This window comes from Nibrella saemangeumensis (assembly GCF_039541915.1).
Classification (GTDB): Bacteria; Bacteroidota; Bacteroidia; order Cytophagales; family Spirosomataceae; genus Nibrella; species Nibrella saemangeumensis.
In genome coordinates, this window is sequence record NZ_BAABHD010000084.1 from 242958 (window position 1) to 257783 (window position 14826).

The window sequence follows — 14826 nt, forward strand, 5'->3', positions numbered from 1 at the left end:
GTTTTAACTGTTTAGGACTGATTAAAGCGCCACCCGGACCCCAACGGTATAGGTACGCGGATTGGGATAGGCGAAAAAGTCGATACCCGTCCGGCCGATGTTGTCACCGCCGGTACCTCCTTCCGGATCATAGCCGGGGTACTTCGTGAAGGTGTACAAATTGGTGATGTTGGCGTAGAGCGACAGGGCCTGTAGCTTCAGCTTTTCGGCAATCGTTTTCGGGAAAGCGTAACCCAGATTGACATTGCGGATGCGCACAAACGACCCATCGAACAGGTATTTGGAGGTACCCGCGCTGAAGCCGAAGGCGTAGTCGTTGCGGATGGAACGGGAGTAGATCCCGGCGCCGGGACTGCTCTCGGAACGCCAGCGGTCGGCCAGGGCAGCCAACTGGTTTTGTACACCGGCTCCGTTGATCGATACCTCTCCACCCTGAAAATACATATCATTGCCATGTGAGCCGTAGACGTCTACGCTGAGGGACAAACTTTTATACGCAAAGCGGTTGCCCATACCCAAGGTAAATTTAGGCCAGGGGTTGCCCACGATGGTCCGGTCGGCCTGGGTGATGACCTTGTTGCCGTCGGCGTCCAGGAACCGGTAGTCGCCCGGCTGGACTCGGGGGTGTTGGAGCGGGCTGGATTTAACTTCTTCGGCATTCTGGAAGACACCCTGAATCTTGAGCAGCCGGAAGCTGGAAATCGGATAACCCACCTGGGCTACCTGATACTCGGAGGTATTGATCCGGGCATTTTCTGTGTTGAGGGCCAGTACCTTATTGCGATTCATGCTGAAGTTCATGTCTGTACTCCACGTAAAGCCGCCTTTGGCGATGTTCTGCGAATTCAGCGTCAGTTCCAGCCCTTTGTTTTCGAGTTCGCCGATGTTCTGAAGTGAATTGGAGAAGCCGGAGGCCGCCGGTAAGGCTACCGTGAGCAGCAGGTCTTTTTTATGGCTGCGGTAGACATCGGCGGTCAGCGTCAGGCGGTTCTGGAAAAGCGACAAGTCTAATCCGAGGTTGGTCTGTATCGATCGCTCCCAGGTGAGCTCGTCGTTGGCCAGGCTGGTAGGGGTGATGCCGGCAATGACCTGTCCGCTGCTAACGGTACGGGCAATGCTGAGCAGACCCAAACTGGCGTAATTGCCGATCAGGTTGTTGCCGGAGGTTCCGATGCTGGCCCGGATTTTCAGTTCGCTGATCGCCGGAATGGCTTTCATAAAGTCCTCGTCCGATAGCCGGTAGGCGGCCGACAGCGACGGGAACGTACCCCACTTATTCCTGGCCCCGAACCGGGAACTTCCGTCGCGCCGGACAGTAGCCGTCAGCAGGTACTTGTCGGCATAGGAATAGTTGAGTCGCCCCAGCCAGGAGAGCATTGACCACTCACTTTCGAAGTTGGTACCGGAGGTAATGCTACCGGCGGCCAGGAACGGTACATCGTCGGTGGGGAAATCAGACGCCCCCGCCTGCAGAATATTGTCGTTGTTCTTCTGCGCGGTGAACCCAACGATGGCATCGAAGCTGTGTTTCTCGTTGATCAACCGGCGGTAATTCAGCGTATTCTCATTCAGCCAGTTCAGGCTGTTCAACTCCGTAACACCGGCGGTAGCGGCACCGGTCCGGCTGGTAGCGAGACCTACTTTGGACGATTTCCACAGCCGCGTAATGTTATTGGAATAGTTGACACCCACCGACGATTTCAGGACCAGGCCACTGGCGATCTCGTATTCCAGATAGGTGTTGGAAAAGACGTTATTGTTCTTTCGCTTATCCGAAAATTCACTGGCGATCAGGAGCGGATGCTCGACCGGGATACCCGTAGGGTCAGAGAACTCAGAATAGTAGTTGCCGGTGGCATCGTATACCGGAATGGTCGGATCGCTGGCCAGCGCGGCCGAGATTAACCCCCGGTGCTGCAGGTGCCCTTCGGCTCTGGCAAAATCACCGTAGGAATGGGTGCCGGCGAAGGAGGTACCCAGCTTCAGTTTAGGGGTCAGGTAAACGTCCAGGTTGGTCCGTAAATTGAATTTTTTGAACGTCGAGCCGATGATAATGCCGTCCTGATCCAGAAAACCACCCGATACAAAGTAGTTGAGGTCATTTTTACTACCCGTTGCCGATAACTGGTAGTTATGTACCAGGGCTTTTCTAAAAATAAGGTCCTGCCAGTCGGTACCGTAGCCTTCGTTGGCGAACTGCTCCGGATTGCGGAAGGCCGGTTTGACGCGGTTATTGGCCGCCCGTGCTTCGTTCGGGTCGGTGGCTTTGCCGCCTGAGAATACCCAGGCATTGTCCCGGCCTTCGGCGACGAATTCGGCATACTGTCGGGGCGTTAACAATTCAATCTTTTTAACTAACTCCTGCACGCCGGTCGAGTGCTCGAAGTTAATCTGCGAGCGGCCCTGCTTTCCCCGCTTGGTCGTGATGATGATGACCCCGTTGGCTCCTCTGGACCCATAAATGGCGGTAGCCGACGCATCTTTCAAGACCTGAATGGATTCAATATCAGCCGGGTTAATGGTACTCAGCGGGTTAATCCGGTTGACACCGCTGCTGCTGGCAATCCCACTGGTTGAGTACGAGTTGGCCGCGAAGGAGCTGAGGTCAGACCCCCCTCCGCCGGTCCCGATGGCGTAGCCGTCAATGACGTATAACGGCTGGTTGCCCCCGGTAATGGAGTTAACCCCTCGCACCAGCACATTCACGTTGCCGCCCGGTGCGCCTGAGTTCTGCGTAATCTGCACGCCGGCTACTTTACCCTGCATCATCTGATCGAAGCTGGAAGCCGATGGTACCGGCACCAGATCCTTGGGAGTCAGGTTGACGATAGAGCCGGTCACATCTTTTTTACGCTGGGTACCGTAGCCGACCACCACCACATCGTTGAGTTGCTGCATATCGGGCTTCAACGCCACGTTTACGGTACTGCGGTTATCGACCGGAAACTCCTGTAAGGTGTAACCGATGAAGCTGACAACGACGGTGGCACCGGGAGAGACATTCAACTGAAACGACCCATTGGCATCGGTAGCCGTGCCATTGGTGGTCCCTTTCTCAGCAACGGTAGCGCCAATCAGGGGCGCGTTACTTTCGGCATCGGTAACCTTACCCTGAATAAGCCGCTTTCCGGTCGACTGAGCCCTGCCTTCATAAACTGAAGCAATCAGGCTCAGCACAAAGCACATAAAGGCCAGTGTGAGACGAGGCTTTAAAAAGTGTATCATGGTAAACAGGTTTAGATTGTAGAGGCAATGGTAGTTGGGTGGGAAAAGACTTTAGGAACATATGACTCAGTTGATGACGACCGACTCGATATTGAGGTAATTGGCAATTTTCTGGATCGTGGCGGCATGATGACCGATGCCCAGCGCGAAATGGTGAGTAGGGCCTTCTTTCATCCATCGCTTCAAAAAGGTCCGGACATCCGGTTTAAAGAAGCCCCGCGTGTTGGTATTGCCGGTTGGCGGGATAGGCCCTTTGATGGATTCTCCTTCGGCAATCACGAATTTGAACTTCCCGTCAAACGTCGAGCTGATGCTCAGCATGGTGATGGGTCCTTCCTTGATCTGGAACTCGACCCCGGCGCCAAAGCCGGGTTTGCCGTGGTATTTCTTCAGGCTGCGCAGGACCGGCCGACCTTCGGCAATGGCGATGTTATGGGGGCCATCGTGCCCGACCAGCACAAAATCCTCTTTGAAATCGACCGGGTGGAACTCGGCAAAGCTGCCGCCAATGCCCAGCCTTTCCATAATGAGCATTGCAATACAGGTCTTCAGGTCCGACTCGCCACACATCGGAAAGCCCGCGCCGGTAAGCAGGGAGTTGCCCACGATCAGGTTCGACATCACAATCCGGGTATCACTCCCGTCTTCACCATCGTAGTAATAGGCAAGAGCATCCAGGTTTTTCTCCCGGACAAATTTTTCCAGTGCCACGGTTACCTGGGCGGCAATTTGCAGATCGGCCTCTTTGAGTTTTTCGGAAATAGGGTCCGATACCGGGTCGGGCGTGTCGAAAAAATCCAGAATGCGCTCTTTCACCGGTTCGATCTCCTCGTCGGTGGCGGTCCGGAACTTAGTCACAATTTCATGAGCTTCGCATTGCACAATGTGCGGACTGAAATGGGCGGTCAGCATGGTGGAGTCCGAATGCATATCGAGCATAGACTCGATCGGGTGGCCGATGTGGCCGATCCGGGCTGTTTTGAGATCGTGCAGCACGGTGGCGATCCGGCAGTATTCCTGAATTTCAGCTTCGGCGGCCGGATCGTCGTGCAGGGTACCGATAATCATTTCCGGGATCTTCTTGCCCATTCGGACAGCTACCCCGGCAAATTCAGGCAGGGCACAGATGTCATCGTTGTAGAGTTGGAGGTAGGTAGAGGCATTACCGTAGTCCAGCGCCTTATCGGGTTGCAGGGCCACCAGCACAATCGGCGTATCAATGCTTTTGATGATGATACCGAAGGTACTCGATGTGGCATAGGTGAGCATGTCACAGAAGATTAGGTCGAGGTTGGCCGCCTTCAGTTTCGGCACCAGTTCGTAGGCTTTGGTGGCGTCGTCAACCAGTCCGAAGTCAATGATCTCCACATCACTACCGGCGTTGATCTTTTCGATAAAAACCTCCTGCTTCCGGAGCAACTGATCCAGGAGACCCTCGAACTGCCCCCAGTATTTGAAATACCCTACGCCGAAAACCCCAATTCTGGGTCGGGTGCGTTTGCGGTGTCTGACTGACAATGAGTTCTCCTCCGGAGTGACGAGCAGGCTTGTCGTATTTTCCATTTTATTCGTTAGTTTCTTCTACTTAACGCACTAAGTTATTTTGCCAAAAAATTTTTGTTCGCTAACCGGACCTGTTCTTACACGTTAACGGGCTCGGCCGCGTTGAACACGGAATCATACAACGGCTTTATTTTCGGTATGAAAAGGATAAAGACGATAAACGCCAGTGGGTACAACAGACCGGACGCAATCCAGAGCGGACGATAGGTGTAGTTCTGGATAATAAGGCCCATAAGTGGATTCAGCAGCAGGCCCGAAACCGCTCCGGCTGTGCCGCTCAGCCCAACCACTGTAGAGGTAGCCCGCTCCCCGAACATATCGGAAATCGAGGTAATATAATTGGTAATCCAGAAGCCGTGGGCAAACATAAACACTGACATCAGGGCGATAGCGACTTCTACCGAAGCAACCCATTCAATCATGGGTGCCACCAGCGTTAGGGCAGCCGCTACACCCATAATGGTCTTCCGGGCTTTGTTGATGGAAAAGTTATGTTTGATCAGTTTATCGGAAAGCCAGCCCCCGATGATGTTGGCAATGCCCAGCGCCAGAAACGGTATCCAGAAAAGACCACCGATTCGTTCGAAGGAGACATTCCGAACCTCACTGAGGTATTTAGGAATCCAGAACATGAGGAAGTAAAAAACGGGATCGAGCAGAAAACGAATCAGAATCAGCACCCAAACGGGTCTGTTTTTCAGAAGGTTAGTAAATGGAATGCTTTCCTTAGCTACGGAGGGCTCCTCTGCCCGCTCAGGCTGTACCGCTTTTGTTTTTTGCTGCCAGGGAATCAATAGCCATACGACCACCCAGCCGATGCCAATCAGGCCCGGCAGAATAAACCCGCCCCGCCAGCCGTACAATTCGGCGATCCAGATCGTCAGAGGAGGGGCAATAACGGCTCCAATGGCCGAACCCCCAATGGCGATGCCGTTGGCCAGCGCCCGCTCTTTTTTGTCAAACCAGTCATAGACGGTTTTGGCGGCTCCGGGAAAACATCCGCCTTCGCCCATACCCAGCAGGAAGCGAAAAGCAAGCAGCTGTCCAACCGTAGTCATGAACCCATGCAAACAGTTCGCAATCGACCATAGACCTACCGAAAGAGCCAGGCCGGTTTTTCCCCCGATTTTGTCAATAAGCCGCCCACCCAGGGTAAACATGAGCGCGTAGCTGATCAGGAAGCTCGTATTGATCATGCCGTACTGAACATCCGTGATGGAGAACTCCTTCTGTATCTTTATGATGGCAATCGACAGCACCTGCCGGTCCAGGAAGCTCAGCCCGGTGGCCACAAACAGCAACGAAACAATAAACCAGCGGGTAGAGGAACTTTTCATTAGCTTAACGCACTAAGTTAACGTGAGCAAAGCTAAAACCTCTGAAATAGAAAGTCAACAGGTATGGTACTTTTATTTTGTTTAATTGCAGAATGTCGCGGTCGGGCTGCTTAGCCTGGGGTAGGTTATAGCGGCTGTTTCCATCCGTACGCAGGACGTGCAACAGGTGAGTAGTAAGCCATCATTAAGTCCGAAAACCAGCTTGTTTGGTGAAAACCGGATCAAGGCTTTGCCTGCTCCAGTTCGGCCAGCGTCCAGGGATTTGTCCGGCTGGCAGTTTCCTGACGGAGTTTGGTTACTTCTTCCGGTTTAATGATGGGCAGAATCCGGCGGTACACACCCGTAGCCGTCACGGGAGGCCGGATTGGTGCGGAGCCGGTCGCGCTGCCTGTTGCCTGGGCAGGGCGGTTCTGAGCCGGTGGGGGCGGGGTACCAAATTCAAACCGGATGTAGTTGGCGACGGAAGCAATCCACTCGTCGGTGTTGTCGGCCATAGCCGGCATCACGGTCGGGTAGTTTTTGCCTTCAATCGGTCCGGAAAGGCCATGCAGCAGAATTTTCAGCAGCATATCTCTGTCGGCCAGGTGCTTCGAACCGGCAATGGGCGGAGCCACCTGGCTGGCCAGTCCTTTGCCATCGGTGCCGTGGCAGGAGGAGCAAAGGGATTTGAAAATCTCAGCGCCTTTCAGGACGGAAGTGCGGTCAACGGCAAGCAGCCCGCCCAGTTTACTGCCGTACCGTTTGTAGTCTTCATTCCTTTGCAAACTGCCTTTCACGGCCATCAGCATCGGATTGTCGGCGTTTTTCGCCAGCAGTTCGCTACTTACCACCTGGGCTTTAGCCGAGGGGCTGGTGTTCAGGGATTCCAGCAACTGTACCCGTACGTCTAAGCTCGGGTCATTCAGCAGGGAGGCAACCTGCGTGATCATCGCTTCATCATTTTTCTTCAGATACGGCTCGCTGATCCAGATGGCGGCCCGTCTCACCTGCGCATCCTCATCCTTTAGCGCAAGGGCGATCGTGGCCGGGTCAATAGCCTCCAAACCCTCCAGCGTCCACAGCGCATGAAGGCGGCCGAGGGCACTGGGTTTTTTGGCCAGAGCGGCCTGCTCACCAGCAACTAGTTGCTTCAGCGAAGGCACTACCGACGGGTCGCCCAGCACAATCAGTTGCCGCTGGGCGTTATCGCGCCACCAGCCGTTCGGATGGTCCAGGTGCGCAATCAACTGACGGGCCGACTCGTTCAGCATGTTCGGTTTGGGGCTGGGCTTCACGCCATCCTGCACCAGCCGCCAGATGCGACCGTGCTGAACGTGCTTGTCCAGGCCCAGCCGCTCAATCTGCGGACGAATCCAGCTTCCTTTTGGCGTCCATTGCGATTCCTGAATGATGCCCCGGTTCATATCCACGATGTACAGGTTGCCATCCGGACCGGTATAGGTATTGACCGGCCGGAAATTGAAGTCGGTGGAGGCAATGAACTCCTGCTGGTGGTATACGTTTTCGAGGTGTGTTTTGCCTTGCTTGTTCACGACGTTCGCCCGCCGGACAATGCGGGCCACTGGTTCGCAGATCAGGTAATCGCCGACCAGATCGGCCGGTAGTTTATCGCCCCGGTAGATGGATTGCCCGCAGCCGGCCGTGAAGTGATTCAGCGTACTGTCGGGGCGAAGGCGCCGGGGGCCACCCTGCACGTCGGGGTTGGCGATGATGGACCATACGGGAGCGAATGTTTCTTCATCGTAGGCATCGGCAAATTCGAGGGAGCCATATTTTGGATTGATCTGAAAACCAGAACCGGCATTTTCGCCACCACCCCGACTGAAGAAGAGCCGACCGTAATTGTCGTGCGTCAGCCCCCACTGCCCGTTGGAACCACTATGGAGTGAGTCGACCTGAATAGTCCCTTTGGTGTAGCGGAACCGCACCGGATCGACGGTGACATACAGCCAGTTGTCGATGTTCCAGTCGAGCCCGCTGCGTTGATGCTCCAGGTTGCCGGGCGCTTTTCGGGGGACCTGGTAAATGCGCTTTTTGGTATCTGCTACGCCATCGCCGTTGGTATCGGTGTAGCTCCACAGGTCGTAGGTGTGGGTTTCGTTGACGAGCACTTCATTGCCGACGCAGAGGATCATGCGGGGCAGCAGTAGTTTGTCAATGAATACCGAGCTCTTATCCATCTTGCCGTCGCCGTTGGTGTCTTCCAGCCGCACGATGCGGCTCACCGGCTCATGCTCGCCGGTAGCGTCGGCATCCTGCATGTAGGTATCCATTTCGGCCACGTACATACGGGCGTTGCCGTCCCAGGCAATCGCCACCGGTTCGCGCACCATCGGTTCACTGGCAACCAGCTCCATATGGTAGCCTTTCGGTACCCGGAATGCTTTCAGGCTTTGTTCTGGCGTTAAGTGGGCAGGGTTGGCAACAGGATTGACTACTGGCTTTGGGCCGAGGTCGTCTCCGGAGGGAGAGACCGACTGAGCAGTCTGCGGGCTGTTGGTTTTTGAAACGGTACAGGTAACGACCAGCCCCGAAACCGCCAGCATGCCGGCGAGCCAGAGTGTATTTTTCATAGGAGCGTTCAGACTTGAAAAAGGAATAGAATAGTTAACGGATAAAGCCTTCTGGCTTTGGAATTTACCGGTTGAGCTCTAAATAAAATCAGCCCGGTTGTTAGCAACCGGGCTGAGTAGGGTAAATCCTGTTTCTATCTGGCTATGAGCAGCCGCTGCACCATTCGTTTGGCAGCCGTTTGCCACTGTACCAGGTACAAACCCGGCGGCAGGTGGCTCAGGTCGGGCGTGTACTCGTTCAGGCCAGCCCGTACCGGTACGGGCTGGCTGTAGACGGACCTACCCAACGGGTCCAGCACCGTGAGCGTACCCGGCTGCGTGTCGCTTGTCAGCACCTGCACCCGCACCGGTCCGTTTGTAGGGTTGGGGCTCATGGTTATCCGGCTTTCGGCTGGTACCTCGGCCGAGGAGGCCGCGAGCCGGACCGCACTGTTGGGTGTCTCAATACGGACATTATCCAGATAAATCTGGTTTGCCCCCGACGTTTGCGACTGAACAACCAGGCGCTTGATGCGGGCTGGATTACCCAATTGCGGCATAGTGATCACCACTTCCTGCCAACCGTTCGGCTTCGGTTTGAAGCTGTACGTCTGACTTGCCTGACTGTCGTTCTCGGCGTAGGTGGTTACCCCAATCTGTTTATTCGTCGTGGCATACATCCAGAACCGGATCGTTGTCTGCGCAGTCGGGATCAGGTGCGTGTTTCGGAAGATGGACCAGCCCCCCCAGCCGTCGGTATAAGCCAGTGATGCAGAATAGGTGCCCACTTTGACTGGACTGGTAGTGGCGTAGTTGGTCTTGAGCGACCAGGACCATTCCTGCCAGCCGGTGTTCAGTGCTTCGTCATAAATCAGCTCAACTGTCGACGATCCGGGGCAGAAGGTAGTCGTGGCACTTACCGGTGCGCTGGATACCTGTGATCCTCCGGTGGCTTCCTTCGCAACTACCGCGAAGGTATATGCTGTGCCGCAGGTCAGACCAGTAACGTCGTACACGGTGGCTGTGACGTTACTGTTCAGTAGGGTACCGTCCCGGTAGACTTCGTACGCTGAAGCCGTCATGCCGGTAGGGGCGGCCCAACTCAGCCGCAGGCCGGTGGTGGTTACGTTGCTGGCAACCACTGGAAAGGAAGGTTCCAGGCGAACGTTGTCGAGATAGATCTGGTTGGTACCCGATGCATGCGACTGAATAACCAGCCGTTTGATTCGGGCGGGATTGCCTAACTGCGGCATAGTGATTACCACTTCCTGCCAGCCGTTTGATGCAGGCACGAACGAAAACGTCGCACCCGGCAGGCTTTCATTCTCAGCATACGTGGTTACCCCAATTGTCTTATTGGTGGTCGCGTAGATCCAAAAACGCAAGGTAGTCTGCGGAGAGGGCATAAAATAACTGTTCCGGATGATGGACCAGCCCCCCCAGCCGTCGGTATAAGCCAGTGATGCAGAATAGGTGCCCACTTTAACCGGACTGGTATTCGCGTAATTAGTCTGCAGCGACCATGACCATTCCTGCCAGTTGGAACTGAGTGCTTCCCCATAAATAACCTCACTGCCAGAAGGCGGACAGGCGGGTGTTGTTACACTGACCGATGGGCTTTGGACCGACTTGTTTCCGGCCGCGTCTTTGGCGAGTACCGTAAACGTATAGACCGTTCCGCACACAAGATTGCCTACGTTCAGCGAGGTGCCGGTAACGTTGCCGTTCAGCAGGGTGCCGTTCTGGTATACTTCATACGCACTGACGCCCACGTTGTCGGTGGATGCCGTCCACGTTAGTGTCAGACCTGCAGCGGTTACGTTGCCGGCTACCAGGTTGGCTGGCACGGTTGGTGCCTGGCTATCGGCGCAGGCGGAGGTTGTTACGCTCAACTCCTCGCTGCCCGTAGAAAGGTTACCCGCGGCATCTTTTGCCCGCACCGTGAAGCTATAACCGGTATTGCAACGTAAGCCCGTCACATCGAACGACGTACTGGTAACATTTCCATTCAGCAGCGTTGTCCCCTGATATACTTCGTAGGCTGTGACACCCACGTTATCGGTGGATGCCGTCCAGGTCAGGCGCAGGCTGGTACTGGTTACGGCATTGGCAGACAGGTTAGCCGGAGCCGTCGGTGGCTGATTGTCGGAGACTGCCTCTCCGGCAATCAGCCGCACATCGTCGATGATGAAACTCTGCGGGCCGCCCGAGCCATCGGCAAAAGAGATCCGCTGTAGCTGCACCGGATTACCCCATTCGCTCCACGGAATCCGCACGAGCGTCCAGGTATTGGGCTCAGCGCTGATGCGATAAAACACCTCCGTCGGCCCGGTGTCGATCTGGCTCATGGTCACGCGTACGGGTTTGTCGGAACCGTAGAACCAGAACTGTAACCCGCCGGGATAATTGGCCGTGTTCAGCACCTCACTGTTACGCAGGCTCAGGGCCCCCCAGGCTGCAGTTACGTTTACCTTCAGCGACCTCTGTCCAACTTTTACCGGGTCGGTATTGGCAAAATCCTGGGTGCTGTTCCACGACCAGTTGGAGAATGTGCTCTTCAGCGCATCGCCGTAGATAATATAATCGTTGGCGCTGGGCGCAGGTGTGTTGACGGTCACCGCATTGCTCGGATTCGACCGATTGGCCGAGAAGTCGATGGCCTTCACCGTGAATATATAAGTGTTGCTGGGCGAAAGCGTCGTAACGTTGAAAAACGTTTGTGTCGATTCGGCGATTTTGGTGCCGTCCTGATAAATCTCATACGCCGTTACGGCCCGGTTATCGACCGATCCCGTCCACGACAGCCTGACCGAATACGGCGACAGATCAGACGCTACCAGGTTAGTTGGGGCGGTCGGCGCTTCGGTATCGGTGGGGTCGGAGGTGGGCGTCATCAGGCGACTCAGCAGACTGATATAAGGAGCCTGGTTGTAAATAGCCACTTCGGTAAAAATCCAGGAATTCTCCGGGTAGCCCGTATTCCAGTCTTTGTACCGTTTTTGTAATGGTTCATTGCGGATGTAGCCTTGCGTGCCGTCGTACTGGTCCATGTTGTTGGGACCGCCCGTCAGGTAGCCGGGGGCCGGGCCTTTGGATGAGGTCAGCGCGTTATCCCAGGCGGTGCCGTCGGCGAACCAGGTGTGGTAGATCTCGTTCTGCGAGTCATCAGCCCCGTAAGCGTACATGTTCGACAGCATCACTTTTCCCTGGGCGTTTACACCGTGAAACCAGTGTAGATACTGCTCAGCCACTTCCCGGTACAAGGCCTTGCTGCCGGTATTTACGCTGAAATCAACAAAGTCCAGGTTAGCCACCCCCGCATTGCCACGTACCTGATTGCTACCCCAGTGGTACTGCGGATCAGCCATGTGGGCGCGGTACAGGTCGGTGCGGGCGTTGTAGTCGTTGATGGACAATACACTGTTCTGCTGACTTTTCAGACTCCGGATGTGCGTGGCTACCGAAGGCGTAGCGGCCGGATGTGCGGCATAGCGCAGTAGGGCCGTGTGAACGTGCATGGTATACGGTCCCCACCACTCGTTAGCAATCGGCTGAATCGACTGGTACCGTGAATCAATAAACGTTTTGTATTCAGCTTTGCCGGTAGCCTCGAACAGGTAGATAGCCGCCACCATGGCCGATTGCCGCTGTATGTCGGCCGGCTTGTCGGCATCACCCGACTTAATGTCGCCGTCGTCGCAACTGGTCTGAAAGGTCGTAAAGTCGTTGGTTGTTACTTTCGCTCTGGCAAAGGCGCGTTCGGCGCGGACGATCATGTCCTGTGCGAAGGCATGCAGGGCCGGGATGTTTCGGTAAACAGCGCCGGCTGCCGCAAACATAGCCGCCCCTGACAGGGTCGAGGAGGTACATTCAGGCAGGTAGTAGCGTGGCCGCGTGTCGGCGCTGGGTGGATTGGTTTCGTTGTAGTTGTCTACACCGACCTTCAGGAACAGCCCGCCCGTACCGGTAGCGTCCTGCATCCGGCGCATGAAGTCAAGCTCCCACTTCACTTCATCCAGAATATCCGGAATACCATTGCCTGATTCGGGAATGTTGACGTTGTCCCCGAATACCGACGGGTTCAATCGATACGATTCCAGCAGCAACACCACCGGTTCCTCTGCAAAGGTTACGTACTTGTTCATATCGCCGGCATCCATCCAGCCACCATGCAGGTCGCGGGCGGTACTCATGTCGCCTTTGGCGTAGCGACTGGTAGCTTCACGGTCCTGCCCCGGCCCTTCGTGCGTAGCACCGTCTGCCCATTTGGCGTCGGTATAAGGCGGTTGCTTGGCGAAGTTAATACGCTGGTAGAAATACGTGCGGACGGCGGCCTTTAGCACCTCATTGTACACATTGTCGCCAATCTCGAAGCGATAGGAACCTACATTGTTCCCCACATCGAAGATGTAATACGAGCCGGGCGTGTTGACGGGCGAAAAGTCAAACCACCAGCCCTTATCGCCGGACGACGTTTGCGTGGCGCCGTTGTTCCAGGCCTGGATGGTGCCGCTAAAGACTACGGTATCGTCGGACCACCGGCGTACCTGGTACTGGTTGGGCCCCGTGCTGGCGTTGAAGGGCTGATTGGCATTGGAGCCGACCTGCGGATTAATGATGACCGCCACTTTGCGGGCGTTCTGCAGGTAACCGAACTGATCGACGCGGATGAAGCCGGTTGTGGTGGGTGGTGAGGATAGACTGGGATACGTGGTCAGTAGCCAGACCAGTAACCATAACAGTTGTTTTTTCATTAAAAGGATAGTCCCGCGCCCTGAACGGGTCGTTTACGTTTACACAAGTGCTTTTTCAGGGCATAAAAGCACCGGCAAACTTAGGGCGGAGGGGCTCGGGGAACAGGTCAGCTAAGGACGAACCGGTATAAACAGTCGTTGAGCTGAACGAAAGTGCATATGAGAAGAGCCGCAATCAGCAGAAAATGGCCGCAATGACCTTACAATTGGCTCACACCCACTGCTCGGTCTGGTGTTCTTCCAGATCCCACACCAGCCATTTGTATCGCCGGGCGGTGTCTTCGAGCGGTTGCACTTCCCGGTGTGAGTCCAGCAGGCAATAGGGACGCTCAATACGCACCGCTCCGGAGTCGAAAAAAGTCAGGCGGTGATAAGTATTATCTTCTGAACTAATGCCGCAGAGGATGCGAACGACGGTTGATTGAGTTAAGGCTTCCATGGTGCAGATCGTTTAGTGGTTAGACCTGTTTTCTGGCCGAACGTTTAATGCCGGCCGATTACTTATCTACTTTACCAACGATACGTTATCACCGGTAGCCTTTTCTTTTGGGCGCTTTGATTCCGCTGTCAGGGAGAGGACCTATACCCACTGTTCAGTCTGGTGTTCTTCTATATCCCAGACCAGCCACTTATGCCGTTCCGCAGCTTCCTCAATGGTTTCGACAGGCTGGTGGGTATCACACAAACTATAAGGACGTTCGATCCGGACAGTGCCGGTATCATAAAAAGTAAGCCGGTAATAGGTATCGTCGGAGGGATTAATGCCACACAGAACGCGAACGACGGTAGGTTGGGCAATGGCTTCCATAGCGCATAGGAACAGGTTAGTAAGAAATTAGTCGGTGCTGTTGATCATTTGGTAACCGTGTGACTATAGCAGACCACCTGCACGGGCAGGGGTAACCAGTATAGGACCAACAGCAGGAAAGAACCAGGTTAGTTAAGGATTTTCCACCTGACTGGCGGGCTTAGACTCCTCGTCGGGCAAGATGAACAGCAGCAGCAGACAGGCCGTTGCCAGCATCGGTAGCAGTACCGTGATATTAATGGTACTCAGCCCCAGGTTGTCAATGAATACCTTATAGGCGGCCTGGCCGGAGAAGGTTAATTTCTGCACAAAAAGCAGGCTGATGGCAAACAGGACCATCAGTACGGGGCGTATATATCGTTTGAGCGTTGTCATAAGGTTGAAACTGCTATAACCATCAGGCTGGATCAGGTCGTTGCGCCTTCACATAGGGTAACTGGTTATCGAACCCCTTGCAAAATCAGTGCTAACTTTTCATATAAGCCCAGGGAATCGAGGAAACGGTTATCTCCGGTGGGCAAGAACTGCCGGGAGGAAATTGAAATCTGCTTCTGAAAAGGTGGGTTACTAAACTAGTCTGGCACGCA

General features: G+C 55.0%; 8 protein-coding genes. All 8 read right to left on the reverse strand.

Annotated features, from left to right (window positions below; all coding sequences use genetic code 11):
- Positions 1-21: 21 nt before the first annotated feature.
- Positions 22-3225, reverse strand: a complete 3204-nt coding sequence (locus tag ABD949_RS28700; RefSeq protein ID WP_345249639.1) for a SusC/RagA family TonB-linked outer membrane protein — start codon at positions 3223-3225, stop codon at positions 22-24.
- Between the two features lie 66 nt (positions 3226-3291).
- A complete protein-coding gene (locus ABD949_RS28705) occupies positions 3292-4788 on the reverse strand; it encodes an L-fucose/L-arabinose isomerase family protein (protein ID WP_345249641.1) in 1497 nt (498 codons plus the stop codon).
- Positions 4789-4865: 77 nt separating this feature from the next.
- Positions 4866-6125, reverse strand: a complete 1260-nt coding sequence (locus ABD949_RS28710; RefSeq protein WP_345249643.1) for an MFS transporter — start codon at positions 6123-6125, stop codon at positions 4866-4868.
- A 221-nt stretch (positions 6126-6346) separates the two neighbouring features.
- Positions 6347-8698 carry a DUF7133 domain-containing protein gene (locus ABD949_RS28715; RefSeq protein ID WP_345249645.1) on the reverse strand — a complete coding sequence of 784 codons (2352 nt, stop codon included), beginning with the start codon at positions 8696-8698 and terminating at the stop codon, positions 6347-6349.
- A 134-nt stretch (positions 8699-8832) separates the two neighbouring features.
- Entirely contained in the window at positions 8833-13431 is a 4599-nt protein-coding gene (locus ABD949_RS28720; RefSeq protein WP_345249647.1) for a glycoside hydrolase family 9 protein, read from the reverse strand.
- 211 nt (positions 13432-13642) lie between these two features.
- Entirely contained in the window at positions 13643-13870 is a 228-nt protein-coding gene (locus tag ABD949_RS28725; protein ID WP_345249649.1) for a hypothetical protein, read from the reverse strand.
- Between the two features lie 141 nt (positions 13871-14011).
- On the reverse strand, positions 14012-14239 hold the full coding sequence (locus ABD949_RS28730) for a hypothetical protein (protein ID WP_345249650.1): 228 nt from the start codon (positions 14237-14239) through the stop codon (positions 14012-14014).
- Between the two features lie 132 nt (positions 14240-14371).
- Positions 14372-14614 (reverse strand): hypothetical protein, encoded by a 243-nt coding sequence (locus ABD949_RS28735; RefSeq protein ID WP_345249652.1) that lies wholly within the window; start codon positions 14612-14614, stop codon positions 14372-14374.
- Positions 14615-14826: the final 212 nt, after the last annotated feature.

Bases quoted from the DNA above. Each gene is read 5' to 3' on its own strand.
- ABD949_RS28700 (WP_345249639.1), bottom strand. From the start codon at position 3,225: ATGATACACTTTTTAAAGCCTCGTCTCACACTGGCCTTTATGTGCTTT.
- ABD949_RS28705 (WP_345249641.1), bottom strand. From the start codon at position 4,788: ATGGAAAATACGACAAGCCTGCTCGTCACTCCGGAGGAGAACTCATTG.
- ABD949_RS28710 (WP_345249643.1), bottom strand. From the start codon at position 6,125: ATGAAAAGTTCCTCTACCCGCTGGTTTATTGTTTCGTTGCTGTTTGTG.
- ABD949_RS28715 (WP_345249645.1), bottom strand. From the start codon at position 8,698: ATGAAAAATACACTCTGGCTCGCCGGCATGCTGGCGGTTTCGGGGCTG.
- ABD949_RS28720 (WP_345249647.1), bottom strand. From the start codon at position 13,431: ATGAAAAAACAACTGTTATGGTTACTGGTCTGGCTACTGACCACGTAT.
- ABD949_RS28725 (WP_345249649.1), bottom strand. From the start codon at position 13,870: ATGGAAGCCTTAACTCAATCAACCGTCGTTCGCATCCTCTGCGGCATT.
- ABD949_RS28730 (WP_345249650.1), bottom strand. From the start codon at position 14,239: ATGGAAGCCATTGCCCAACCTACCGTCGTTCGCGTTCTGTGTGGCATT.
- ABD949_RS28735 (WP_345249652.1), bottom strand. From the start codon at position 14,614: ATGACAACGCTCAAACGATATATACGCCCCGTACTGATGGTCCTGTTT.